This is a genomic window from Fusobacterium sp. FSA-380-WT-3A, assembly GCF_012843705.1.
Taxonomy (GTDB): domain Bacteria; phylum Fusobacteriota; class Fusobacteriia; order Fusobacteriales; family Fusobacteriaceae; genus Fusobacterium_B.
The window spans coordinates 105,538-128,910 of the sequence record NZ_JABAFQ010000001.1; the positions used below are offsets into that span (position 1 = coordinate 105,538).

22 protein-coding genes are annotated in these 23,373 nt (G+C 26.8%); 10 read left to right on the forward strand and 12 right to left on the reverse strand.

Going from position 1 to position 23,373, the window contains the following annotated elements:
* Nucleotides 1-4: 4 nt before the first annotated feature.
* Nucleotides 5-1,339 (reverse strand): 30S ribosomal protein S12 methylthiotransferase RimO, encoded by a 1,335-nt coding sequence (rimO, locus tag HF862_RS00475; protein ID WP_170185962.1) that lies wholly within the window; start codon nt 1,337-1,339, stop codon nt 5-7.
* A gap of 16 nt (nt 1,340-1,355) precedes the next feature.
* Entirely contained in the window at nt 1,356-3,479 is a 2,124-nt protein-coding gene (gene pnp / locus HF862_RS00480) for a polyribonucleotide nucleotidyltransferase (protein WP_170185963.1), read from the reverse strand.
* Nucleotides 3,480-3,731: 252 nt separating this feature from the next.
* Between pnp and HF862_RS00485 the strand changes: the two genes are divergently transcribed.
* Both HF862_RS00485 and HF862_RS00490 read left to right on the forward strand, forming a co-directional pair.
* Nucleotides 3,732-4,235, forward strand: coding sequence for a GNAT family N-acetyltransferase (locus HF862_RS00485; protein WP_170185964.1), 504 nt, complete (start codon nt 3,732-3,734; stop codon nt 4,233-4,235).
* A 142-nt stretch (nt 4,236-4,377) separates the two neighbouring features.
* Entirely contained in the window at nt 4,378-5,172 is a 795-nt protein-coding gene (locus HF862_RS00490; RefSeq protein WP_170185965.1) for a peptidylprolyl isomerase, read from the forward strand.
* A 38-nt stretch (nt 5,173-5,210) separates the two neighbouring features.
* Here the strand turns inward: HF862_RS00490 and HF862_RS00495 are convergent, their stop codons facing one another.
* Both HF862_RS00495 and ald read right to left on the reverse strand, forming a co-directional pair.
* Entirely contained in the window at nt 5,211-5,489 is a 279-nt protein-coding gene (locus HF862_RS00495; RefSeq protein WP_170185966.1) for an HU family DNA-binding protein, read from the reverse strand.
* Complete coding sequence (ald, locus tag HF862_RS00500) at nt 5,490-6,596, reverse strand: alanine dehydrogenase (protein ID WP_170185967.1); 1,107 nt, start codon at nt 6,594-6,596, stop codon at nt 5,490-5,492.
* 182 nt (nt 6,597-6,778) lie between these two features.
* Between ald and HF862_RS00505 the strand changes: the two genes are divergently transcribed.
* The 7 genes from HF862_RS00505 to HF862_RS00535 all read left to right on the forward strand — a co-directional run bounded on the left by HF862_RS00505 (nt 6,779) and on the right by HF862_RS00535 (nt 13,140).
* Entirely contained in the window at nt 6,779-8,104 is a 1,326-nt protein-coding gene (locus tag HF862_RS00505) for a Na+/H+ antiporter NhaC family protein (RefSeq protein ID WP_170185968.1), read from the forward strand.
* A gap of 91 nt (nt 8,105-8,195) precedes the next feature.
* Entirely contained in the window at nt 8,196-9,116 is a 921-nt protein-coding gene (locus tag HF862_RS00510; RefSeq protein ID WP_170185969.1) for a phosphatidylserine decarboxylase, read from the forward strand.
* Nucleotides 9,113-9,505 carry a NusG domain II-containing protein gene (locus HF862_RS00515; protein WP_170185970.1) on the forward strand — a complete coding sequence of 131 codons (393 nt, stop codon included), beginning with the start codon at nt 9,113-9,115 and terminating at the stop codon, nt 9,503-9,505. Before HF862_RS00510 ends, HF862_RS00515 begins: the two co-directional genes overlap by 4 nt.
* 13 nt (nt 9,506-9,518) lie before the next feature.
* A complete protein-coding gene (locus HF862_RS00520; RefSeq protein ID WP_170185971.1) occupies nt 9,519-10,667 on the forward strand; it encodes an AI-2E family transporter in 1,149 nt (382 codons plus the stop codon).
* Nucleotides 10,667-11,812 (forward strand): class I SAM-dependent RNA methyltransferase, encoded by a 1,146-nt coding sequence (locus HF862_RS00525; protein WP_170185972.1) that lies wholly within the window; start codon nt 10,667-10,669, stop codon nt 11,810-11,812. Before HF862_RS00520 ends, HF862_RS00525 begins: the two co-directional genes overlap by 1 nt.
* Nucleotides 11,779-12,462 carry a hypothetical protein gene (locus tag HF862_RS00530; protein ID WP_170185973.1) on the forward strand — a complete coding sequence of 228 codons (684 nt, stop codon included), beginning with the start codon at nt 11,779-11,781 and terminating at the stop codon, nt 12,460-12,462. The genes HF862_RS00525 and HF862_RS00530 overlap by 34 nt, the downstream gene beginning before the upstream one ends.
* 120 nt (nt 12,463-12,582) lie before the next feature.
* The gene (locus HF862_RS00535) at nt 12,583-13,140 is read left to right on the forward strand and encodes a peptidylprolyl isomerase (protein WP_170186219.1); all 558 of its coding nucleotides are present in this window, start codon (nt 12,583-12,585) and stop codon (nt 13,138-13,140) included.
* A 108-nt stretch (nt 13,141-13,248) separates the two neighbouring features.
* On the opposite strand, the gene HF862_RS00540 is transcribed toward HF862_RS00535, so the two are convergent.
* Nucleotides 13,249-13,707 (reverse strand): heme-binding protein, encoded by a 459-nt coding sequence (locus tag HF862_RS00540; RefSeq protein WP_170185974.1) that lies wholly within the window; start codon nt 13,705-13,707, stop codon nt 13,249-13,251.
* Nucleotides 13,708-13,791: 84 nt separating this feature from the next.
* Nucleotides 13,792-15,735 carry a [FeFe] hydrogenase, group A gene (locus tag HF862_RS00545; protein ID WP_170185975.1) on the reverse strand — a complete coding sequence of 648 codons (1,944 nt, stop codon included), beginning with the start codon at nt 15,733-15,735 and terminating at the stop codon, nt 13,792-13,794.
* A gap of 312 nt (nt 15,736-16,047) precedes the next feature.
* Here HF862_RS00545 and HF862_RS00550 point away from each other — a divergent pair, with 312 nt between their 5' ends.
* Nucleotides 16,048-17,391 (forward strand): TldD/PmbA family protein, encoded by a 1,344-nt coding sequence (locus tag HF862_RS00550; RefSeq protein ID WP_170185976.1) that lies wholly within the window; start codon nt 16,048-16,050, stop codon nt 17,389-17,391.
* Nucleotides 17,392-17,678: 287 nt separating this feature from the next.
* Here the strand turns inward: HF862_RS00550 and HF862_RS00555 are convergent, their stop codons facing one another.
* The 6 genes from HF862_RS00555 to aroC all read right to left on the reverse strand — a co-directional run bounded on the left by HF862_RS00555 (nt 17,679) and on the right by aroC (nt 23,276).
* Complete coding sequence (locus tag HF862_RS00555) at nt 17,679-18,470, reverse strand: ABC transporter ATP-binding protein (protein WP_170185977.1); 792 nt, start codon at nt 18,468-18,470, stop codon at nt 17,679-17,681.
* On the reverse strand, nt 18,463-19,317 hold the full coding sequence (locus HF862_RS00560; RefSeq protein WP_170185978.1) for an ABC transporter permease: 855 nt from the start codon (nt 19,315-19,317) through the stop codon (nt 18,463-18,465). The genes HF862_RS00555 and HF862_RS00560 overlap by 8 nt, the downstream gene beginning before the upstream one ends.
* Nucleotides 19,318-19,599: 282 nt before the next feature.
* A complete protein-coding gene (locus HF862_RS00565) occupies nt 19,600-20,535 on the reverse strand; it encodes an ABC transporter substrate-binding protein (protein ID WP_170185979.1) in 936 nt (311 codons plus the stop codon).
* Between the two features lie 386 nt (nt 20,536-20,921).
* Nucleotides 20,922-21,350 carry a type II 3-dehydroquinate dehydratase gene (gene aroQ / locus HF862_RS00570; RefSeq protein ID WP_170185980.1) on the reverse strand — a complete coding sequence of 143 codons (429 nt, stop codon included), beginning with the start codon at nt 21,348-21,350 and terminating at the stop codon, nt 20,922-20,924.
* 9 nt (nt 21,351-21,359) lie between these two features.
* The gene (gene aroE / locus HF862_RS00575) at nt 21,360-22,181 is read right to left on the reverse strand and encodes a shikimate dehydrogenase (RefSeq protein ID WP_170185981.1); all 822 of its coding nucleotides are present in this window, start codon (nt 22,179-22,181) and stop codon (nt 21,360-21,362) included.
* 12 nt (nt 22,182-22,193) lie between these two features.
* Nucleotides 22,194-23,276 carry a chorismate synthase gene (gene aroC, locus HF862_RS00580; RefSeq protein WP_170185982.1) on the reverse strand — a complete coding sequence of 361 codons (1,083 nt, stop codon included), beginning with the start codon at nt 23,274-23,276 and terminating at the stop codon, nt 22,194-22,196.
* Between the last annotated feature and the right edge of the window lie 97 nt (nt 23,277-23,373).

Here is a 23,373-nt window from a genome sequence, read left to right on the forward strand (position 1 = left end):
CCCCTTACTCCTCATCTAATATGGGACCTATAAAATCATATTGAAAATTTTGTTCTATTTTTACTTTGACTATATCTCCTATATTGGCTGTTCCATCAGATGTTAAAACTTTTCCGTCAATGTCCAAAGCCTGTGTTCTCATTCTTCCTTCCAACATATACTCACTTTCTGTTGAAATTCCATCAATGATTACATCTACAGTTTCTCCTATAAATTTTTCATTTTTTCTTTCAATAATTTCACCTTGAATATTTAAAAGCTCAGCCCATCTTTCTTCTTTTATCTCTTCAGGTATTTGATTTGGTAAATTATAAGCTACAGTATCTTCTTCTCTTGAATATTTAAAAACTCCCACATAATCAAACTTAAATTCTTGTATAAATTCTTTAAGCTCTTGGAAATTTTCCTCTGTTTCACCAGGAAAACCAACAATTACAGTAGTTCTAATTGTAGCTTCAGGGATAGCATTTCTTATTCTTTCAAGAATATTTCTTATAACATCTCCTGATTTTGCTCTACCCATATTTTGTAAAATATTATCTGATATATGTTGAATAGGAACATCAAAATAATTACAAATTTTTGGCTCATTTTTTATAACTTCTATTAACTCATCAGATATAGAATTTGGATACATATAGTAAAGTCTTATCCATTTAATCCCCTCTACTTTTACAAGTTCTTTTAAAAGTTCAGGTAACATTCTTTTTCCATATATATCTTTTCCATATTCTGTAATTTCTTGAGCTAAAAGATTTAATTCTATAACTCCATCTTTTGCAAGTGTTTCGGCCTCTGCTACTACATCTTCAATAGTTCTACTTCTTAAATCTCCTCTAAGTGATGGGATTATACAATAAGTACAATATTTATCACAACCTTCAGAAATTTTTAAGTAAGCACTGTGAGGATAGTTTGTAAGCATTCTCGGAGTTTTAGAAGTAGGTAGGAAGTCTAAACTTCCTACTCTTAATTCTTTCTTTCCTTCTATTATAGAGTCTACAACCTCTCCAATTTTATCTACATCACCTGTTCCAACAACAGCATCAATTTCTGGAATTTCTTTTAATAATTCCTCTTTGTATCTTTCAGATAGACAACCAGAAACTATTAATTTTTTTAGAGAACCGTCTTTTTTGTAGTCTGACATCTCTAAAATAGTTTGTATAGATTCCTCTTTAGCATCATTTATAAATGCACAAGTATTTACAATTATTATATCGGCTTCCTCTATATTTTCTACTAGCTCTAATTTTTTTTCTTTAACTAGTATTCCTAACATATTTTCACTGTCAACTGTATTTTTACTACAACCAAGGCTTATTAATCCTAATTTCATTAATTGTTCTCCTTAACTATTTAGCTAAATCTAATAATACTCTTTTTCTACTTAAGCTAATTTTTCCACCTTCATTAGAAATTACTTTTACATCAAAAGTATCTCCTTCTTTTAATACATCTTCTACATTAGCAACTCTTTCAGTTGAAATTTCAGATACATGTAAAAGTCCCTCTTTACCAGGTAATATTTCCATGAAGGCACCAAATTTTGCTACTTTTACAACTTTTCCTTTATAAACTTCTCCAACTTCTACGTCTTTTACATAGTAGTTTACACGTTTTATAGTTTCTTCTAAAGCTTCTAAGTCAGCACAGAATATTGAAACTTTTCCATCATCTTCTATATCAATTAAAGCTCCAGTTTCATCTATAATCTTTTTAATATTTTTTCCACTTGGTCCGATTAAAGCTCCAATTTTTTCTACATCTATTTGCATTCTGTGGATTCTTGGAGCGTTAGGAGCTAACTCTTCTCTTGGAGTAGGGATAGCAGCGTTCATAACTCCTAATATTTCAATTCTAGCTTTGTGAGCTTGATTTAAAGCTATTCTCATTATTTCTTCAGTAATTCCTGTAATTTTTATATCCATTTGTAAAGCTGTGATTCCTGATTTTGTTCCAGCAACTTTAAAGTCCATATCTCCTAAGTGGTCTTCAAGTCCCATTATATCTGTAAGAACTGTAAATTCATCTCCCTCTTTTACAAGCCCCATAGCAATTCCTGCTACATGTTCTTTAATAGGGACACCAGCGTCCATTAAAGCTAATGAACCTCCACAAATTGAAGCTTGAGATGAAGAACCATTTGATTCTGTAATATCAGATACAACTCTTACTGTGTATGGGAATTCTTCTTCAGATGGAATTACATATGATAAAGCTCTTTCAGCTAATGAACCATGTCCTAATTCTCTTCTTCCAGGAGCTCCATTTCTTCCGATTTCTCCTACTGAATAAGCTGGGAAGTTGTAGTGAAGATAAAATCTTTTGTAGAATTCTTCATCTAATGTATCTATTAATTGCTCATTTACTTTTGAACCTAAAGTTACAGTAACAAGAGCTTGAGTTTCTCCTCTTGTAAACATTGCTGAACCGTGAGGCATTGGTAAAGTTCCAACTTCAGCATATAAAGGTCTTATTTCATCAGTTTTTCTTCCATCAACTCTGTGTTTGTGGTAAAGAATAACTTCTCTTACTAATTTTTTCATAAGTCCATCATAATAAGTATCAAATTCTGTCATAACATCTTCTGGTAACTCTTCTTCTGGAACTTCTGGATAATTTTCATTGATGAACATTTCTTTTAATTCATCATGTAAAGCATCTACAGCGTCTTGTCTAGCTTGCTTTCCTGTAGTAAGAACTGCAGCTTTTAATTTTTCCTCTCCATTTGTATCTATAAAGTTTTTAACTAATGGATTTGGTTCTTCTTTAACAAATTCTATTTTTTCTTTTCCAATTAATTTTGTAAATTCTTCTTGGAATTCACAAAGTTTTTTAATATTTTCATGTCCAAACATTATAGCTTTTAACATAGTTTCTTCGTCCATTTCAGCAGCTCCAGCTTCAACCATGTTTACAGCCTCTTTAGTACCAGCAACTTTTAAATTTAAATCACTTTCAGCAAGTTGAGCTGGTGTAGGGTTTAATATAAATTCTCCATTTTTATCTCTACCAACTATTACAGATGATACAGGTCCTAAGAAAGGAATGTCAGATATCATAAGAGCAGCTGATGAACCTATAGCACAAAGATAGTCAGGAGTATTTTCTCCATCATAAGAGAAGATAGTATCAACTATTTGTACTTCATAATTAAATCCATCTGGGAACATTGGTCTTATAGGTCTATCTGTTAATCTTGAAATAAGAGTAGCATCTACAGATGGTTTAGCTTCTCTTTTATTAAATCCTCCAGGAAATTTTCCAGCAGCATAAAATTTTTCAATATAGTCTACTGTCAATGGGAAAAAGTCAGAACCAGCTCTTCCCTCTTTGCTTCTGTTAACAGTACATAACATAACTGTATCTCCATATTGAATCATTACAGCACCATTTGATTGTCTAGCAAATTTTCCTGTTGAAAGAGATAGAGTTCTTCCACCAATTTCTAATTCTAATTTTGTTTCGTTAAACATTAATTTCCTCCTAATTTTTAAATTTTATCCCTTTTTAGAAGAAACTAGTATCTTTTGTAAATAATAAGGGAATGAAAATAAAATATTTATTTTCCCTCTCTTACTACTTACACTTTTGTTTCTTCTAAAAGGCAATTCTATCATATAAGTATATCATTTTTAAATAAAAAAATCAATTAAGATTTTCTCTAGTAAGTTTGATTTTTTTTAGATTTTATGCTATTATTTACAGAAAAAATACGGAGTGATTAAATGAAAATAAGATTATCTACAAAAGATGATTTAAAAGATATTATAAGAATAATAAATCAAGCTAAAGTATATATGAAAAATAATAATTTTAATCAATGGAATGAAAATTATCCTAATGAGGAAATTATTTCTAAAGATATTTACTTGAAAGAAAGTTATGTTTTAATTGATGATGAAAAGATTGTAGGGACTTTTGTTTTATCCTTTACAGATGAAATTAGTTATAAAAATATTTATAATGGAAAGTGGAAAACCAATAATCCTTATGGGATTTTACATAGAGTGGCTATAGATAATTTATATAAAGGTAAAGGAATAGCAAAATTAATTTTAGATTTTTCAGAAAAAGAAGCTCTAAAAAAAGAAATAAAAAATTTTAGAATAGATACTCACAAAGAAAATAAATCTATGAGAAAATTTATTGAGAAAAATGGTTTTGAATATTGTGGTATTATTTTAGTGGAAGATGGTACAGAAAGAGTTGCTTATGAAAAAAAATTATAAAAATTTGGTAATATAAAAATCTAGTAAAATGAATGATTTTCTTTTATATAAAACTTGTAAATTCAATCTTTAAAATATTTTTTAGACAAAACTATTATTTATATAGTCAAAAGTAAGAATACTAGACTTTGGAGGAAATTTTATGAAAAAAATTATTAAATTATTATTTGTATCTATGGTATTATTAGCTTTGGGAGCTTGTGGAAGCCTTTCTAAAAGAGGAAATGCTGACCTTACAAAATATAATGATATAAGAGCTACTTTTGTTACAACTCAGGGAGAAGTTAATTTTTATCTTTATCCAGAGGCTGCACCTATTACAGTTGCTAACTTTGTAAACTTAGCTTTAAGAGGATATTATAACAATACAGTATTTCATAGAGCAGTTGAAAACTTTATAGTTCAAGGGGGAGACCCTACAGGGACAGGACAAGGAACACCAGGATATGCTATTAAAGATGAATTTGTAAACTGGCTTGATTTTTATCAATCAGGAATGTTAGCAATGGCAAATATGGGACCTAATACTGGTGGTTCACAATTTTTTATTACCTTATATCCAGCTGATTTCTTAAATAATAAACATACTGTATTTGGAGAAGTTGTATCTCAAATAGATGGTGAAACTAGTAGAAAATTAGAAAAAGGTGATGTTATAAAAGAAGTTAAAATATCAGGACATTACGATTTATTACTTGCTCTAAATAAAGAACAAGTTGAAGAATGGAATAAAATTCTTGATAAAAATTATCCTAACTTAAAAAAATATCCAATTAAAGATATAAGTGAATTTGAAGAAGAAGTTGCTAGATATCAAACAGAATTGAAAGAAATCTACACTCCTAAAGAAAAAGTAGAAAAAAAAGAAAGAGAATTCTTTATTCCTAAAATGATAAGAGCTATTGAAAAGAAATTAAAAAGTGATGATGTAGAATAATAATAAAAAAGCTATTGCATATTTGCAATAGCCTTTTTTTAATCTGCTAATTTATCTTCTAATGTTTTACTGATTTTAAATTTTACATATTTTCTAGATTTTACGTCTATTTTTTTATTAATATTTTGTGGATTAACAACAACTCTTTCTTTAGTTTTTTTGACTTCAAAGGAACCAAAATTTCTAAAGATAATATTTTTATCAATAGTTAAAGCATATTTTAAAGTATCTATAAAATTTTCTATATCTTTTTGTCCTTGTTTTTCATCAATATTATTTTTAGTGCAATATAATTTTATAAAATCTTTTTTTATCATCTAAAACCCAACTCCTACATAATCTAACTCTAAACTGTCAGCAACTTTTCTACAAGTGACTCTTTCATTTTTTATATTTATTCCTCCTAAAAGTTCAGGATATATTTCACAAGCTCCTTTGAGTCCACGACAAGCTATAGCTCGAGCATATTTTAATATAAAATTTTCAGAAGAGAGAGTAGATGTTAAAGGATAAGCACTAGCCATATTACCTACACAATAGTGAACAACTTCATCCACTATGTATGTAGGTTTTTCTAAAGAAGTTATTTTTGATGTTTCAAAACATCCTCCTTGGTCAATGGCAACATCAACAATAACACTTCCTTTTTGCATAGAACTAATAAATTCTTTTGTAACTAAACAAGGAGTCTTTCCACCAGGAATCAATACAGTTCCTATTAATAAATCGGCACTAGATACAGCTTTTTCAATATTATTTGGAGTTGAATAAAGAGTGTTTATTTGACTTTTATAACTGTCATCTAGATATCTTAGTTTACTTACATCTATATCAATAGCTGTAACTTCAGCTCCTAAACCAAAAGCAGCTTTAATGGCACTTTGCCCAGCTACACCAGCCCCTAAAACTACAACTTTTCCTCGTTCAACACCAGGAACTCCACCTAATAATTTTCCCATTCCACCATTATTTTTTTGTAAATAATAACTTCCTACTTGAACAGCCATTTTTCCAGCTATTTCTGACATTGGAGAAAGAATTGGAATACTTCCATCTTTTAAAATAATTGTTTCATATCCTATACAAGTAGCTCCACTTTTTAGTAATTCAAGAGTAGTTTCTTTATGAGCAGCAAGATGTAAATAAGAATAAAGAATATGATGAGGTTTTAAAAGTTTTATTTCAGAAAGAAGAGGTCTTTCTACTTTTATTATTAATTTTGCATTTTCATATAATTCTTCATTTGTTTCAACTATTATAGCCCCACTTTTAATATATTCTTCATCAGTTATTCCCGTATTTATACCAGCCCCTTTTTGTACAAATACTTCATTTCCATCTAAAACTAATTGACCTACACCAGCAGGGGTTAAACCTACTCTACTTTCATTATCTTTTTGTTCTTTAGGTATTCCTATTTTCATACCAAATTATCCCCTTTCTTTATATTACACACTAATTATATATCATTTTTTTTAAAATAGCAAATTATAATGGATTTATATATTTTATAAATAATAGAATATGTTACAATATTAAACCTTTATTTTATTTTTATTATAAGGTATACTATAATATAATAAAAGATTAGCTAGGTGGTGAAAAAATGAAAAAGGGTATATATTTTTTAAGTCTTTTATTGTTGATTTTATTTGTCTTAAAAACAAAATTTACTATAGGAGGAATTATTTTAGGAATATATATAATATTATCATTGATTTCTATAAAAAAAGATGTAACTTTAGATGAAATTATAGATATATCTATATTGTATGGGAAAAAATCTAGCCTTGTAATAATTCTTTTTATATTTATAGGAAGTCTTTCAGCTATGTGGATGGCTTCAGGAACAATTCCTGCCCTTGTTTATTATGGTTTGAAACTTATAAATCCTAAAATATTTTTATTCTTTGTATTTTTTATCAGTTGTATTATTTCAACTATATTGGGAAGTGCCTTTGCCTCAACAGGAATAATTGGAATGGCTCTTATGGCTATAGCTAAAACAGGAGATATAAATTTAAGCCTTGTGGGAGGAGCAATAATTTCTGGAGTTTATTTTGGAGATAGATGGTCACCAATTTCAGTTAGTGCAAATCTTGTTTCATCATTAACAGGGGTGGATATTTATACAAATTTAAAAAATATGATAAAGTCAACTGTTGTTCCTTTTATTTTAACATCAATTATATATATACTTTTATCACAAATTTTCACTTTAGATACAGGAGAAACTACTTTACCAAAAATTATAATGGAAAGTTATAATTTAGATATAAGATTTATATTTTTACCACTTGTGTCTATAATTTTACTTTCTTTTTTTAGGGTAAATGTAAAAATTTCTATGGGAATAAGCATTATTATTGCTGGAATTATAGCAATATTTTTACAAAATGAAAAATTAATTAGTATATTACAATATGCTCTTACAGGATTTTATAAATTTAATGGACATCCATTAGAGAAAATTATAAAAGGTGGTGGAGTTATTTCTATGGCTAATGCTACCTTAGTAATTGTTATCTCTTGTTTATTAATTGGAATTTTAGAAAAAATGGAAATATTATCATTTTTAAAATCAAAAATTAGAAATATAAGCACAAGAAGTGGACTTTTCTTAAATATGATAGGGATAAGTATTTTAGCTGGTATGATTGGTTGTAACCAAACAGTATCAGTAATTATGACAGAACAAGTTATGGAAGAAATTTATGATTCAAGAAATTTATCAAGAGAAGCTTTAACTTTAGATTTAGAAAATTCATCAGTTCTTTTAAATAACTTTATTCCTTGGAATAGTTCTTGTTTTGTTCCTTGTGCTATATTAGAAGTTGCTTTTTATAAAGCAGTACCATTAGCATTTTTTCTATATTTTATACCACTTTGGACATTTATTTATTATAAATTTAATGGTAAAAAATTAGGCTAAATAATTTTATCTTTAAGTTGATATTTATTTCAATAATTAAAAAAATATGATATACTATATCAGAGTAAGAAAAAATTATATAGGAGAATATATGGAGTTTAAAAAGATTGAGTATATAGATAGAAAAACTGGAAAAACTTTAATTGAGAAGGTTCCAGGAGAAAATTTTTTAAAATTTTTATATTATAATCCTTTTGGGATTTTACCTTTAGAGGCTTTAGTAAAGAGAAAATTCTTATCTGTTTTGTATGGGAAAAAAATGGATAGTGAAAGCTCTAAAAAGATGATACCTAATTTTGTAAAAGAACATTCTATAAATATGGAAGAATTTGTAAAATCTATTGATGAATTTACATCTTTTAATGATTTTTTTTATAGAGAATTAAAACCTGATTCAAGGGTAGTAGATAGAAGAAGAGGGGTACTTACAAGTCCTGCTGACGGAAAGGTATTTGTAATTGAAAATGTATCTAAAGATACAGAATTTTTTGTAAAGGGCGAAAAATTTTATTTAGAAGATTTTTTAAAAAATAAATCTCTTGCTAAAAAATATAAAAATGGAATGATGTTTATTATAAGATTAGCACCAGTTGATTATCATAGATTTCATTTTCCAGCTTCTGGTATGATATCTAAGACAAAACTTATAAAAGGTGCTTATTACTCTGTTTCAACTCATGCTATTAGAAAAAAATTTAGAATTTTTTGTGAAAATAAAAGAACACTTTCTACACTTTTTACAGATTCATTTAAAGATATTTGTATATTAGAGATAGGTGCCACAATGGTAGGTGGAATAAAACAAACTTATATTCCTTATACTCATGTAAAAAAAGGAGATGAAAAGGGATACTTCTACTTTGGAGGTTCAACTGTAATCTTACTTTTAGAAAAACAATCATTTAGAATAGATAAAGATATATTAGAAAATAGTAGAAATGGAATTGAAACAAAGATATCTATGGGTGAAAGATTAGGAGTTTCTTGGAGATTTAGGGAGGAAGAGGATTGAAAAGAAAACCCTGTTATTTTAGAAAATGGGATATATTAATATATACAGTCATTTTTTCTATATTTTTAATGCTTTTTTTACATGTACAAAACCTTAAAATTATAAAAGGAAACAAGGCTGAAATATATGTAGATAATCAATTAAAATATGTGTTTAATTTACAAGAAGAGAAAAAAGAGTTTTTTGTTGATACAAATTTAGGTGGAGTAAATGTATTAATTGAAAATATGAAAATTAGAGTTACAACTTCTAATTCTCCATTGAAAATTTGTGTAAAACAAGGTTGGATTTCAAATATAGGGGATACTATTGTAGGAATTCCTGATAGACTGCTTATAAAAATTGTAGGTACTCCTACAGAAAATGATATTGATGCTACTATCAGGTAACAAAGGAGAAAATATGACTAATAGAAAAGAAAAAAAACTTTTTTTAAATATTTTTATAGTTGGATTAATACTTTTGATTATCCAAACTATTTTACAAAGAAATAATGAATTTTTAGACATATTAAATGCTCTTAACATATATTTAAAACCATTTATTTATGGAATTTTTATAGCTATGCTTTTTAATCCAGCTGTAGAAATAATAGAAAAGAAATTTAAATTTTCAAGAATGGTTTCTATGTGGGTTGCATTTTTTATATTTCTTTTGATTTTTATAGGGATAATGCTGTGGTTTATACCTAATTTAATTCATAGTTTTGAAGATATGCTTAGAATGTTTCCAACATTTCAAGAAAAATTTATGTATTATTTAGGAGAGGGATTTGATTTCTTAAGAGAAAGAGATTTACTTGTAATGGATGGAACTGATATACAAAAAGCCATAGAGGATTTTATTGTATCAAATATTCAAAATATAAAAAATCTTTTATTTTCAATAAGTATAAATGTTGTTTATTGGGTTGTAGAAATTTTTATATTTTTCTTAGGATTATTTTTAGCCATTTATTTTATATTATATAAGAATTATTTTATAAAATTTTTTAAGAATTTAGTATTTTTATTTTATGATAAAGAGAAGTCTGAAGAAGCTTTAAAGTTTTTAATAGAAGCAAAAGATATATTTTTAAATTATATGTTAGGAAGAATACTTATATCTACTATTGTAGGAATAGTAGCTTATGTTGTTATGCTTTTTGGAAAAGTTCCTTATGCACTTATTATTTCTGTAATGATAGGTGTAGGAAATATGATTCCTTATTTTGGTTCTATTGTAGCTGGAATTATAGCTTTTTTACTTGTAGTTTTGATAGAACCATTTAAAGTTTTATATATATTCTTGGCTATGGGAATTGCTCAAACAGTAGATGGATATGTTGTAGGACCTCTTATATTAAGTAAAAGTGTTGGACTTGGCTCGTTTTGGGTAATTGCTTCTGTAATTATCATGGGAAATATAATGGGAACAACAGGAATGTTTTTAGGAGTTCCTATATTTGCTGTTTTAAAATTAATATACACTAGATTATTACAGAAAAAAGAAAAAAATATAGAATTAAAAGCTATTGAAGAAAAAGAAAATAATAATTTTGAGGAGTTTTAATGGATAAATTAGAAAAAAAATATACTATAGTGGCTTCAACTACTATGGGATTAGAAAGTATTGTAAGAGATGAATGTGTTGAGCTTGGGTTTGAAAGTGTACAAGCTTTTAATGGAAAAGTTGAATTTTTAGGTACTTTAAGAGATATAGCTGTTGCTAATATTCATTTAAGATGTGCAGATAGAGTATTTATAAAAATGGGAGAGTTTAAAGCCTTTTCTTTTGAAGAACTTTTCCAAAATGTCAAAAAACTTAATTGGAGTGAGTTTGTAGAAAAAGATGGTAACTTTATTATAAGTTGGGTAAGTGCTGTTAAATGTAAACTTTTCTCAAAGTCTGATATCCAAAGTATATCAGAAAAAGCAATAATTGAAAATTTAAAAAAAATCTATAAAATTGAAAGATTTTCTAAAACTGGAGCAAAATTTGCTGTAAAAATTCAAGGGAATAAAGATATATTTAGCATTATGTTAGATACAAGTGGAATTGGACTTCATAAAAGAGGATATAGAAATTTAATAAATGAAGCACCATTAAAAGAAACTTTAGCAGCAGCTCTTGTAAAATTAACAAGATGGACTGGAGGAGAAAAACCTTTTATTGACCCAATGTGTGGTACAGGAACTATTCCTATTGAGGCAGCTATGATAGCCCGTAATATTGCTCCAGGAGTCAATAGAAACTTTGCTTCTGAAGATTGGAAAATATTTCCAAAAGATTTATGGATAGATGTAAGAGATGAGGCTTTCTCTCAAGAAGATTATGATAAAGAAGTTAGAGTTTATGGTTCAGATATAGATGGAGAAGCAATAAAAGTTGCCCTTGAAAACGCCACAAAAGCTGGAGTAGAAGAAGATATATTATTTGAAAATAAAAACTTTTTAGAGTTAGAAACTCCAGCAGAAAAAGGTTATTTAGTATCAAATCCACCTTATGGAGAAAGACTTTTAGATGATGAAAAAGTTGAAAGATTATATAGATTATTAGGAGATGTTTTGTTAAAAAGATTCCCCAAATGGTCTTATTATATAATAACTTCTTATAAAGATTTTGAAAAGGCATTTGGCAAAAAATCTACTAAGAATAGAAAATTATTTAATGGTGGAATTGAATGTCATTATTATCAATATTATGGAGAAAAATAGGAGTTGATATGAATAAAAAGAAATTTGTTGATTATTCTTTAGAAATTATACTACAAGTTTTAAAGAAATTAAATTTAGAATTACAAGATGCTCAAAATAAAAAAGATGATGAAAAAATAAACTTCTTAATAACTGAAGCTATTCCTAAATATGAAAAATTATATTTAGCTTTTAAAGATGAAGAAATTTCTAAGAGAACTCCAGAAGAATTAGAAGGAATATTAAAAATAGTAGAGGATATATTGGAAAAAAATAATTTTTCAAAAGAATTTATAGACGAGTGTCAAAGTAAAAGAGAAGAATATAAAGGTAATTCTGGAGCAGAAGTTGTAAAAAGATTATTTGAATACTCTATTAAAAATTTAAAAAAATCTAAAGATAAAATTTATGAGAAATTAAATCCTATTTTAAAAAATGAAGAAAAATTAGAAGCTGATTTAAAAGAAGCTATCCAATATGATGAAGAGATGAGAATTTCAGCAGAGATAGTTGATTTAAGAGAGAAAAAAAGAGAACTTGTTGGAAAGTTAGAAGTTTTAAATCAAAAAATATCTGAAATAGAAGATGATATTCAAAAAGAATGGAAGTACAAAATATATGGAACTGTTACCCAAAAAGAACTTGAACAATATATAAATTACAAAAATTAGGAGGAAAATATGTTAAATAAATTTTTTATACTATTAGGAGTACTTACATTAGCACTACTTGCTACTAGATTAGTAGGAAATATGAAAATAAAAAAATTAAAAAATACGGAGGTTAAATTAATGGAAGTTAAAGATTTAAGAGCAAAAATTATTACTAATAAAGGAAGTATCAATATTAAATTAATGCCAGAAGTTGCTCCTTTCACAGTTCTTAACTTTGTTCATTTATCAAGAATAGGATATTACAACAACTTAAAATTCCACAGAGTAATCGAAGAGTTTATGATTCAAGGTGGAGACCCAGAAGGAAATGGAACAGGTGGACCTGGATACCAATTCCATGATGAGTTCAAAAAAGAAGTGGTATTTGATAGACCAGGATTACTTGCAATGGCTAACGCTGGATCAAGTACAAATGGGTCTCAATTCTTTATTACACATGTTGAGACTCCATGGTTAAACTATAAACACACTATCTTTGGAGAAGTTGTTTCACCTAACGACCAAGATATAGTTAATAGAATTGCTCAAGAAGATGTAATAAAAACTATTGAAATTACAGGAGATGTAAAAGCTCTTTATGCTGATGAAAAATCAAGAGAAGTTGTTGCTCAAATAAATGAAATTTTAATGTCTCAATCTAAATTTAAAAATTTAAAATATGAAATAGAAATGTAATAAAAAATAATTTAATAAAAAGAGAGTGTTGTAATTTTTTCTTATAAAATACAACAATCTCTTTTTTATTTAAAAATTTATAAAATAATATTAATATTTTTTAGTTTTTTACATAGAAATTATTTTATTAAGGGTCTCTAAAGCTTTTATAGCAATTTTTGTATCTTCACTATTATGAGCTCCTCCAACTCCTATACCCCCTACAACAGTTCCATTTATTTTAATAGGGATACCACCTTCCATAACACTGAAATTATCATCTAAATATCTTATATCTTCAGGTATCTTTCCCTCTTTTATTCCATTTAGTATTTCAATAGTTGTTCTTTTTTGAGAGGCAGCTGTATAAGCCTTTTTATAACTTGCAGAAATTGTATGAACTCCAGCATCTTCACTTCTTAACATTCCTAATTTTTGTCCTGATTTATCAACAATGGTTATAGTCACATTAAAATTTTTAGACTTAGCCTCTTCAAAGGCACTTGTTAACATAGCAAGAACTTGCTCTCCAGTAAGAACTTCTTGAGTTTTTATTTTTTTATTTTCTTTGATGATATTTTTTTTCATAGTTCCTCCTAATAAAAATTATCTACTTGCATAAAAAATAAAAAGGCCATTACAGTAGAATTTGTAATAGCCACTTTTTTCATTCTATTTAAATTTTTTAGAGAAATATCTAGTATGTAATAACTCATGAGCTTTACGACTTAATGGATAATCTAAATAATCCTCATATAATTTTTTAACAGATTCATTTTCATGAGATCTTCTTATAGGAAGAGATTTATCTATATTATTTAATCCCTCGGCTCTTTTCTTTAATACTTCTAATTTCTTTAATGCTTTTGGCTGTCCTCCACCACCAACACATCCACCTTTACATGCCATTATTTCAATAGCGTGGAAGAACTCTTCACCAGCTCTTATTTTGTCAAGCATTTTTCCAGTTTCTTCAAGCCCATGAGAAATTCCAATTCTAAGTTCAATATGTCCTACTTTTATTTCGGCAATTCTGAATCCTTCCCAACCTCTTAACTCATGGAATTCAATATCGTCTAATCTTTCACCAGTAATAGATTCTACAGTAGTTCTTGTAGCAGCTTCAATAACTCCACCAGTTCTTCCAAAGATTATTCCAGCTCCAGAGTATTCTCCTAATGGATTATCAAATTCTTCATCTTCAAGAGATTTTAAATCTATATTTAATTGTTTAAATAGTTTTATAAGTTCTCTAGTAGTAATAACTAAATCTGTATCATAGTTATCTCCTCTTGAAAATTCTTCTCTAGAAGCTTCATATTTTTTAGCAAGACATGGCATAATGGCAACAACAGAAACATGTTCTCTAGTGACACCCATATTTTTTGCCCAAATATCTTTTGCAACAGTAGAGAATATTTCCATTGGTGATTTTACAGTTGAAGGAACATCTAACATATCTGGATAGTTTTGTTCAAAGAATTTAATCCATGCTGGACAACAAGAAGTCAATATAGGAAGTTTTACATTAGGGTCTCCCTCATAATATTTTTCTAATCTTTCTTGGAATTCTTTAGCTTCTTCCATTATAGTTAAGTCAGCAGCCCAACTTGTATCAAATACATAGTCAATTCCAATGGCTTTTAAAGCAGCTACTAATTTTTTCTCAACATTTTCTCCAGCTTCATACCCGAAAGCTTCTCCAATAGCTACTCTTACAGCTGGGGCTATTTGAGCTACTACTATTTTGTTAGGAGTTGCAATATCTCTTAATAATTGAGTTGTGTGGTCTCCTTCAAATATAGCTCCTACAGGACAAGCTATAACACATTGACCACAGTGAGTACATTTATCGTTATCTATAGTATGTTTTTGTTTTATACTTCCAGAAATACATCCTACAGGACATGCTCTAGCACAAGCAGTACATCCTATACATTTATCAGTAATTTTAAATTGTAATAGTTGAATACATTGACCAGCTGGGCAATTTTTATTTTCAACATGTTCTTCAAATTCATGATAAAATTTTTCTAATGATTCTATTACAAGATTTCTTTTTCTTCCTAAAGTGTCTTTAATAGTTCCACAAAGTTGTCTTAATAAGAATAAATCTCTTGTGTTTCCTTTTCCCTTAGAGATTCTATCTAAAGTTCTCCAAGAACGTTCCATTTCTTTTTCAACCTTTGAATATTCTAAGAATCCTCTTCTTTGTTTATTAGCTAAAAGATATTCTAAATAGAATTTTGAGAAAGAAACCATACAATCTTCTTCAGATAAAATTATAATATTTCTTGTAGAACCATCTTCAAATAAACCTAAATCAATAGGTTTATCTAAGTATTCTTCTAAAACTAAATTTCTAAATGGAAGTCCAAATTGAGCAGCTTTAAATTTTTTATGCCCAGTTATTCCTCCAGCCATTTCTATTAATTCAGAAAGTGTTGTTGTTTCTAAAATTTCATATACTCCTGGTTTTACTACCATTCCTGAAATAGCTACAACATTTTTACCTTGGCTTAAAGCATTCTTTAATTCTGGTCCTGCTATGTTAGAAAATATAGATCCTATTGATGAGAAGTTAATTAATTCTTTCCCATGACTTTGTTCAATCATCTGTCCTCCTAAAAATCTAAAAAATCATAATATTTAACTTACTATTTATTTTATATATATCCATTATAATATTTAGATATTTCTTTAGAAAAGAAATATAAGATTATGGATAATTTTTTATTATCGTTTTAATATTATACATAAAAAAATATATTTTTGCAACAAGAAAAAATAATTTTGTAAAGAGTAACTTAATTTTTTTTATAAATACTATTCATTTTTGAGCATTTTTTTTAATTATTAAAGCATATTACTTGTTATTTTTATTATAAAATTGTAAAATATAAGTATATCTTAAATAAGGAGAAATAAATGAAGAAAGAAATTTTTATTAATAAATTATGTGAAAGAGCAAAAATTAAAGGGATAGAGGAATATGAAGTATTTTTTCTTTCTAATCTTAGTTTAGGTGTAAAAGTTTATGAAGAAAAAATAGAAAATTTAACAAATAACCAAAATCAAGGAGTATCTTTTAGATGTAAAGTCAATGGAAAAATGGGTTATTCTTATTCAGAATCTTTAAATGAAGAGGATATAGACTTTCTTATTGATGAAGCAGTCTCTAATGGAAATTGCATAGAGAGTGATGATGAACAATTTATATATGGGGAAAAACATCAATATAAAAGTTTGAATACTTATTCAAAAAAACTAGACAATTTAGAAACAAAGGACATTGAGAAATTTTTAATTACAATGGAGCAATATGCTAAAAGTTTAGATTTAAGAATAGAAAAAGTTTCTTATTGCTATTTTGGACTTGGTAGTGGTGAGGTAATAATAAAAAATTCTAAAGGTCTAAATTTAAGTAATCAAGGAAATGTTGCTTATACTTTTATCTCTGTTATAGCGAAAGAAAATGATGTGATAAAAACTGATTCAGAATTTATGGTATCAAGAGATTTTTCAGAATTTGATTATAAAAAAATAGCAGAAGGAGCTGTAAAAAAAGTTTTAGCTAAATTGGATATAAAGAAAACTAATATTGTCACAGAAAAAGTTATTATAGAAAACTTAGCCTTTTCATCATTATTAGGTGCTATGTCTAATATTTTTTCAGCTGATGCTGTACAAAAAGGAATATCTTTATTAAAAGATAAATTAAACCAAAAAGTTGCTTCATCTAAGTTTACTTTAGTTGATGACCCACATTTAGAAAATGGTTTTGGTTCAGCTGCTTTTGATTCAGAGGGAGTTCCAACTGAATATACAGAAATTATAAAAGAGGGAGTTTTAAATACTTATCTTTATAATTTAAAAACTGCCAATAAAGATAAGGTAAAATCTACGGGACATGCTAGTAAAGGTGGTTATAAAGGAACTATTGGAATTTCTACATATAATTTATATGTAAAAAATGGTGAAAAAACTTTTGAAGAATTAGTAAAAGAGATTGAAGAGGGAATCTTAATAACAGATTTTGCTGGACTTCATTCAGGTCTTAATAGTATATCTGGAGATTTTTCTTTAGCAGGTGAAGGATTTTTAATTAAAAATGGAAAAATTCAAAATGCTCTTAATCAAATTACTGTAGCTGGAAACTTTTTCCAATTATTAAAAGATATAGAAGAGATTGGAAATGACTTAAGATTTTCTTTATCAGATATAGGTTCTCCGTCTATAATAGTAAAAGGTTTAAAAATTGCTATAGATTAAAGATGTAATTAAAAAATATAATTGCTTATAAAAATAATTTCATAAAGTTAATAATAAATAAAATTTTCGGAAATTAAAAATATTTTTGTAATTTATGAAATGAGCTGAACGCTAAAAAATGACACTGTTTGAGCGTAGCGAGTTTGTCATTTTTAGTGAAGCGAGTAAAATAAATAGAAAATATTTTTATAGAGATAAATTTTATTTTTATAACAACTATAAAGAATATACAAAAAAAGATGTTACAAATTAATTATGTAACATCTTTTTTTACTTGGTATTATTAATTATGAATTAAAAACAGCACTGTCATTAATTTTTCCTTTTACAGTTTGGAATTTTTCTAAAAGAGCTTTTGGAGTAAGTTTTTGTTTTTCTTCTCCACTTACATTTAATATTATTTCTCCTTCATGAAGCATTATTATTCTATCTCCATAAGTTATAGCATCTTCTAAGTTATGAGTTATCATTAAAGTTGTTATTTGATTTTTTCTAACTATTTCGTTAGTTTTATCTAGTATTATTTTAGAAGTTTTTGGGTCAAGGGCTGCTGTATGTTCATCTAATAAAAGTAATTTTGGCTTGTTTAAAGTTACCATTAGTAATGCTAGACATTGCCTTTGTCCTCCTGATAACATTCCAACTTCTGTATCCATTTGTTTTTCTATTCCTAAACCTAATTCACTTAAAAGTTGTTCATAGTAAGCTTTTCTTTTTTGATTTAATCCAAATGAGAAATTGAATTTTTTACCTTTGTTGTCTGCCATTGAAAGATTTTCAAATACTGTCATTGAAGGAGCAGTTCCCATTGAAGGGTCTTGGTAAACTTTAGAAATATATGTATTTTTAACATGTAATTCATCTCTTGTTATATCTTTGTCATCAAGAGAAACTGTACCAGCATCAGGTTCTATACTTCCCATTATTAAATTTAAAAGAGTAGATTTTCCAGCTCCATTACTTCCTATAACTGTTATAAATTCTCCTTTGTTTATATCAAGATTTAAACCTTTGAATACTTTTTTTTCTGTTCCTAATTCTGTTAAAAATGTTTTTTCTATTGACCTTAAACTAAGCATGTTTCTTCACTCCTTTTCTATCTTTCAATAATCCATTATTTTTTATTGCTAATATTCCTACAACTATTATTGCTGTAATAAGTTTCAAATCACTTGCATTAAATCCTATTTTTAAAGCTACTGTTATAATCATTCTGTATAATATTGTTCCTACGATAACTATTGTTGTCATTGAGAAAGTTCTTTTATTTCTTATAATACTTTCTCCAATTATTATTGAAGCAAGTCCTGTAACAATTGTTCCTGTTCCCATTCCTACATCTGCAAATCCTTGATATTGAGCATATAGCCCACCAGATAAAGATACAATTGCATTTGATAAGATAAGTCCATAAATTTTTAATTTATTTTTATCAACTCCTAAAGTAACTACTAAATTTTCATTATCTCCTAGAGCTCTTAATACAAATCCAAATTTCGTTTTTAATAAAAAATCTAAAAATATTTTACAAATTCCAACTGCTATAATGATTATTATTAAACTATTCATTTCACCAGAGAAAAGATGTTTAACAGTAAATAGTGATAAGTTTGACCTTCCCATTATTTTTATATTTATACTGTAAAGTCCTGTCATAACTATTATTCCAGCCAAAAGTCCAGCAATTTTAAATTTTACACTTATAAATCCTGTAATAAATCCAGCTATACAACCACCTAATATAGCTAAAAGTAAAGCGATTAATGGGTCAACACCTTTTACTAAACAACTAGCCACAATAGCGGCACCCATAGGAAAACTTCCATCAACAGTCATATCTGGAAAATCTAGTATCCTAAATGTTATGTAAACTCCCATTACCATAATGGCAAATATTAGACTCTGTTCAATAGTTCCTATAAGCATCTCAATCCTCTCCGTTCTTTAAATCTAGTTTTATTTTATGTACTAATAATATCATTATTTTTTTTAATTTTCTAGATAACAATTAAATTTATTATTTGTTCCTTTTTAAAAAAAGATAAATTATCTAATTTTAATTTTTATCTAGATTAAGGGTAAATACTTCTTTTTGTAATTTGTTCGCTTCTCTCTTCAAAATTATAATAAAAAAATTTAGTAAAATAGGTTGTTACAAATTTTATTAAACTTTTACTTATATAAAAGATGTAACAACCTTATATTTTATTATAATCTATCTATTAATTCTTGTGGAATATTTACATTTAATTTTTTAGCAATCTCTTGATTAATCATTAATTTTGTTTCTTTTGGTCCTTGAATAGGCATATTTTCTATTTTTTCACCTTTTAATATTTCAATAGCCATAAGGCCTGTTTGATATCCTAATGATTTAAAATCAATAGATTCTGTAGCAAGTCCACCAGCATTAAATTGTACATCATCTGAAGTTATCATTGGTATATTTTTATTTTTTGCTTTTTCGGAGATTAAACTAATTGATGAAGTAACTGTATTATCACTTGGAGTATATAATAAATCTACATTTTCTAATAAAATATCTAATGCTTGCCCTACTTCATTTACATTTGTAACACCTTTTTCAACTATCTCTAATCCATTAGCATCAGTTATACTTCTAAATTTTTGTAAAAAAACTCTTGAGTTTTCTTCACTAGTATTGTATAAAAATCCTATTTTTTTAGCATTAGGTAATAATAATTTTATTAATTCAACTTGTTTTTCTAATGGAGGCATATCAGTTGTTCCTGATATATTTTTTCCTGTAAGTCCAACAGCTTTAGGGTCAGTAACTGCTGTTATTAAAATAGGAATATCCTTTGAAGAATTATACATTGCTTGAGCTGATGGGGTAGAAACAGCCAAGACTAAATCTTTTTTACTTTGTGTAAATGATTGAGCAATTGTTTGAGCTGTTCCAAAATCACCTTGAGCATTTTGAAATTCAAAATTTACTTTTGATTCATCAAAACCATTATCTTTTAGGGCTTCTACAAATCCAGTTACAGCTGAATCAAGAGCAGCATGTTCTACTATCTGTGTAATTCCAATTTCTATTTTTTCTTCTTTTTTTCCACAACCAAAACTCAACAATATCAAACTTCCTATAAATAAATTTCTAACTATTTTTTTTAAACACATATTCATTTCCTCCCCTTATTATTTATTTTATAACTTATAATATCACTATTGATAAAAAAAATAAAGTGAACAATTTATTTTATTTTATATTCGTATTTAAAAATATAAATATAATTATTAAGTTATTTTAAAAATATTAATATTAAAAAAATTGTTCGTATTATACATTCAAATATTATAGATTTGTAAAATTTATGTGATTTTTAATATTTAAACAATATTATTTCAACAAAAATTCAAACAATGATACAAAAAATAAAAAAGAGTTGTTGAAACTTTTTTGTTATAAAATAAAATTTATTTCTATAAAATATTTTTAACTGAGAAAATTTTATTTATTATAACAATTTTTAAAATTCAACAACTCTATTATAATTAAAATAATTTTATTTATTTTCTACTAATGCTCTAAGAGCTAATGTATAACTATTAAATCCAAAACCAGATATTTGACCTATACATCCTTCAGAAGTTACAGATTTTTTTCTAAACTCATCTCTTGCATGAATATTACTTATATGAACTTCTACAGTAGGAATGTCTACACTTTTTAAGGCATCAAGAATGGCTATACTATAGTGAGTATAGGCTGCTGGATTTATTATAATTCCATTATAAATTCCATAGGCTTTTTGGATAAATTCTACAATTTCTCCCTCGTAATTACTTTGTTTAAAGTCAACTTGACAATTAAGAAGAGAGGCTTCTTTTTCAATTTTCTTTATAAGGTCCTCATAAGTTTTATCTCCGTATATATTTTTTTCTCTAATACCCAACATATTTATATTAGGTCCATTTATTACAAGAATTTTCATATATCCTCCTTATTTAAAGTTTATTATTATTTTTTTAATTATATCTCTAGATATAACTGTGTTGTGCCATATTTCTTCAGAGGCTACCCCTTGAGCAACTAACATATACATACCATTTAAAGAGTTTTTATTATTTTCTCTAGCGAATTTTAAAAATTTTGTTTCCAATGGATTGTAAATTAAATCTACAGAGTTTTCAAAATTTTTAGAAGTATTTTTTGTAATAGGCGAAACATCTACATTAGGATACATTCCAACAGGAGTACAATTTACAATAATATATCCTTTGTAATTTCCTTTTTCTAAAGTATCAAAATCTATAAAATTTATATTTTTTCTATCTTTTATAAGAGAATTTAACTGAGTTTTAGCCTTTTGAATATTTCTGACAACTATTGTTATAGATTTTACATTTTTATCTAAGAAATATTTTATAACTGCTCTAGCTCCACCACCAGCACCTAAAATAAAAGTATCTTGTTCCTGTATAAAAATATTATTTTCTTCTAGCATTCTTTTAAATCCAAAATAATCTGTGTTATAACCAAATAATTTATTATCTTTTACAAATATTGTATTTATAGCTCCTATCTCTTGAGCTTCTTTTGAAACTTCTACAAATTTCATGGATTTTAATTTATATGGAATAGTTATATTTACACCTAAATAATTATATATATCTTTTTTTAAAAATTCTTCCAACTGATTTTCTTTTAATTCAATAAGAGAATAATCATATTGAAGATTTAAATTTTTTAAAATTTCTTTGTGAAGTTGAGGAGAAAGGCTATGTCCTAATTTTTCTCCAATCAATCCTAATTTTTTTTTCATAAAACTCCTTTATCAATTAGAAAGAATCATATCTAAAATTATCCAAGCAGTAATTCCTTCTATAACAGGAACCACTCTTGGAACTATACAAGGGTCGTGTCTGCCATGAATTTCTAAAATTTCATTTTCTTTTGTTGTTATATTTATTGTATTTTGTGGCAAAGATATAGAGGGAGTTGGCTTTATGGCAACTCTAAAAATTATAGGCATACCAGTTGTAAGTCCTCCTAATATTCCCCCATTATTATTTGTTTTAGTTTTAACTTTTTGATTTTTATCAAAATAAAATTCATCATTAGCTTCATTTCCATAAAGTTTTGAAATATTGAAACCCTCTCCAAATTCAATGGCCTTTATACTTGGAATTGAGAAAATTCCATGAGAAATTTTACTTTCTACTGAATCGAAAAAAGGAGAACCAAGACCAACAGGAATATTATTTACAATACATTCAACAATTCCACCAATAGAATTTTTTTCCTCTTTAGCTTTTAAAATTTCATCTTTCATAAGAGAAATTTTATTATCATCAATTACAGGGAAATCTTTTTCCAAAAGTTTTTCTAAAAACTCTCTATCTTCACCTAATGGATTAAACTTTTTATCTTCAATATCCTTTATACTTAAAATATGAGCTCCTATATATATTCCATAATTTTTTAGTATAAGTTTTGAAATTGCACCTACAAAAACTAATGGAGCTGTAATTCTTCCAGAAAAACTCCCTCCACCTCTATAATCATTAAATCCTTTATATTTTATATTTCCTGGATAATCTCCATGTGATGGACGCATTAGACTTTTTAAAATGCTATAATCTTTTGATTGAGTATCATTATTTTCTATTCTTACACAAAGGGGAGTACCAGTAGTTCTGTCATTAAAATAACCACTTTCTATAATAAAATTATCTTTTTCTTTCCTTTGAGTGGAAAATTTATTTTTTCCAGGGGCTCTTCTTTCTAATTCTTTATTTATAAAATTAAAATCTAATTGAATACCAGCAGGAAGCCCATCTATAATACAACCTATAGATTTTCCATGAGATTCTCCATAAATTGTAACTTTAATTTTTTCTCCAAAACAATTGCTCATACTTTCTCCTAATTATAAGTTTAAATTGTATAAAAATCTTAAGAATATTTTTTACTATTCTAAATTGTAATTATCTTAAATATAGTATTATTATACA

Bases quoted from the DNA above. Each gene is read 5' to 3' on its own strand.
- rimO (WP_170185962.1), bottom strand. From the start codon at position 1,339: ATGAAATTAGGATTAATAAGCCTTGGTTGTAGTAAAAATACAGTTGAC.
- pnp (WP_170185963.1), bottom strand. From the start codon at position 3,479: ATGTTTAACGAAACAAAATTAGAATTAGAAATTGGTGGAAGAACTCTA.
- HF862_RS00485 (WP_170185964.1), top strand. From the start codon at position 3,732: ATGAAAATAAGATTATCTACAAAAGATGATTTAAAAGATATTATAAGA.
- HF862_RS00490 (WP_170185965.1), top strand. From the start codon at position 4,378: ATGAAAAAAATTATTAAATTATTATTTGTATCTATGGTATTATTAGCT.
- HF862_RS00495 (WP_170185966.1), bottom strand. From the start codon at position 5,489: ATGATAAAAAAAGATTTTATAAAATTATATTGCACTAAAAATAATATT.
- ald (WP_170185967.1), bottom strand. From the start codon at position 6,596: ATGAAAATAGGAATACCTAAAGAACAAAAAGATAATGAAAGTAGAGTA.
- HF862_RS00505 (WP_170185968.1), top strand. From the start codon at position 6,779: ATGAAAAAGGGTATATATTTTTTAAGTCTTTTATTGTTGATTTTATTT.
- HF862_RS00510 (WP_170185969.1), top strand. From the start codon at position 8,196: ATGGAGTTTAAAAAGATTGAGTATATAGATAGAAAAACTGGAAAAACT.
- HF862_RS00520 (WP_170185971.1), top strand. From the start codon at position 9,519: ATGACTAATAGAAAAGAAAAAAAACTTTTTTTAAATATTTTTATAGTT.
- HF862_RS00525 (WP_170185972.1), top strand. From the start codon at position 10,667: ATGGATAAATTAGAAAAAAAATATACTATAGTGGCTTCAACTACTATG.
- HF862_RS00530 (WP_170185973.1), top strand. From the start codon at position 11,779: ATGTCATTATTATCAATATTATGGAGAAAAATAGGAGTTGATATGAAT.
- HF862_RS00535 (WP_170186219.1), top strand. From the start codon at position 12,583: ATGGAAGTTAAAGATTTAAGAGCAAAAATTATTACTAATAAAGGAAGT.
- HF862_RS00540 (WP_170185974.1), bottom strand. From the start codon at position 13,707: ATGAAAAAAAATATCATCAAAGAAAATAAAAAAATAAAAACTCAAGAA.
- HF862_RS00545 (WP_170185975.1), bottom strand. From the start codon at position 15,735: ATGATTGAACAAAGTCATGGGAAAGAATTAATTAACTTCTCATCAATA.
- HF862_RS00550 (WP_170185976.1), top strand. From the start codon at position 16,048: ATGAAGAAAGAAATTTTTATTAATAAATTATGTGAAAGAGCAAAAATT.
- HF862_RS00555 (WP_170185977.1), bottom strand. From the start codon at position 18,470: ATGCTTAGTTTAAGGTCAATAGAAAAAACATTTTTAACAGAATTAGGA.
- HF862_RS00560 (WP_170185978.1), bottom strand. From the start codon at position 19,317: ATGCTTATAGGAACTATTGAACAGAGTCTAATATTTGCCATTATGGTA.
- HF862_RS00565 (WP_170185979.1), bottom strand. From the start codon at position 20,535: ATGTGTTTAAAAAAAATAGTTAGAAATTTATTTATAGGAAGTTTGATA.
- aroQ (WP_170185980.1), bottom strand. From the start codon at position 21,350: ATGAAAATTCTTGTAATAAATGGACCTAATATAAATATGTTGGGTATT.
- aroE (WP_170185981.1), bottom strand. From the start codon at position 22,181: ATGAAAAAAAAATTAGGATTGATTGGAGAAAAATTAGGACATAGCCTT.
- aroC (WP_170185982.1), bottom strand. From the start codon at position 23,276: ATGAGCAATTGTTTTGGAGAAAAAATTAAAGTTACAATTTATGGAGAA.